The organism is Stenotrophomonas sp. SrG (assembly GCF_050031795.1).
In the GTDB taxonomy this organism is placed as follows: Bacteria; Pseudomonadota; Gammaproteobacteria; order Xanthomonadales; family Xanthomonadaceae; genus Stenotrophomonas; species Stenotrophomonas rhizophila_A.
This window is the reverse complement of sequence record NZ_JBNBBE010000825.1, coordinates 1-245: the sequence shown is the minus strand read 5'-3', so window position 1 is coordinate 245 and position 245 is coordinate 1. Positions and strand designations below refer to the sequence as shown.

At 68.6% G+C, this 245-nt stretch carries 1 pseudogene; it reads left to right on the top strand.

The window, feature by feature from the left end:
- Positions 1 to 245: pseudogene (locus tag ACQG3P_RS21850) on the top strand (50S ribosomal protein L3 N(5)-glutamine methyltransferase); the annotation flags it as partial.

Sequence of the window (245 nt, the reverse complement as noted above, 5' to 3'; positions counted from 1 at the left end):
TTGCTGGCACTGTTCGAGCGCCGCATCAGCGAGCGCATGCCGGACGCCTACCTGACCGGTGAAGCCTGGTTCGCGGGCCTAAGCTTCAAGAGCGACCGCCGTGCCCTGGTGCCGCGCACGCCGATCGCCGAGCTGATCGAAACCGGCTTCGAGCCGTGGCTGGCCGGCCGCCACGTACACCGCGCGCAGGACCTGTGCACCGGTTCGGGCTGCATCGCCATCGCCAAGGGCCACAACTACCCGAA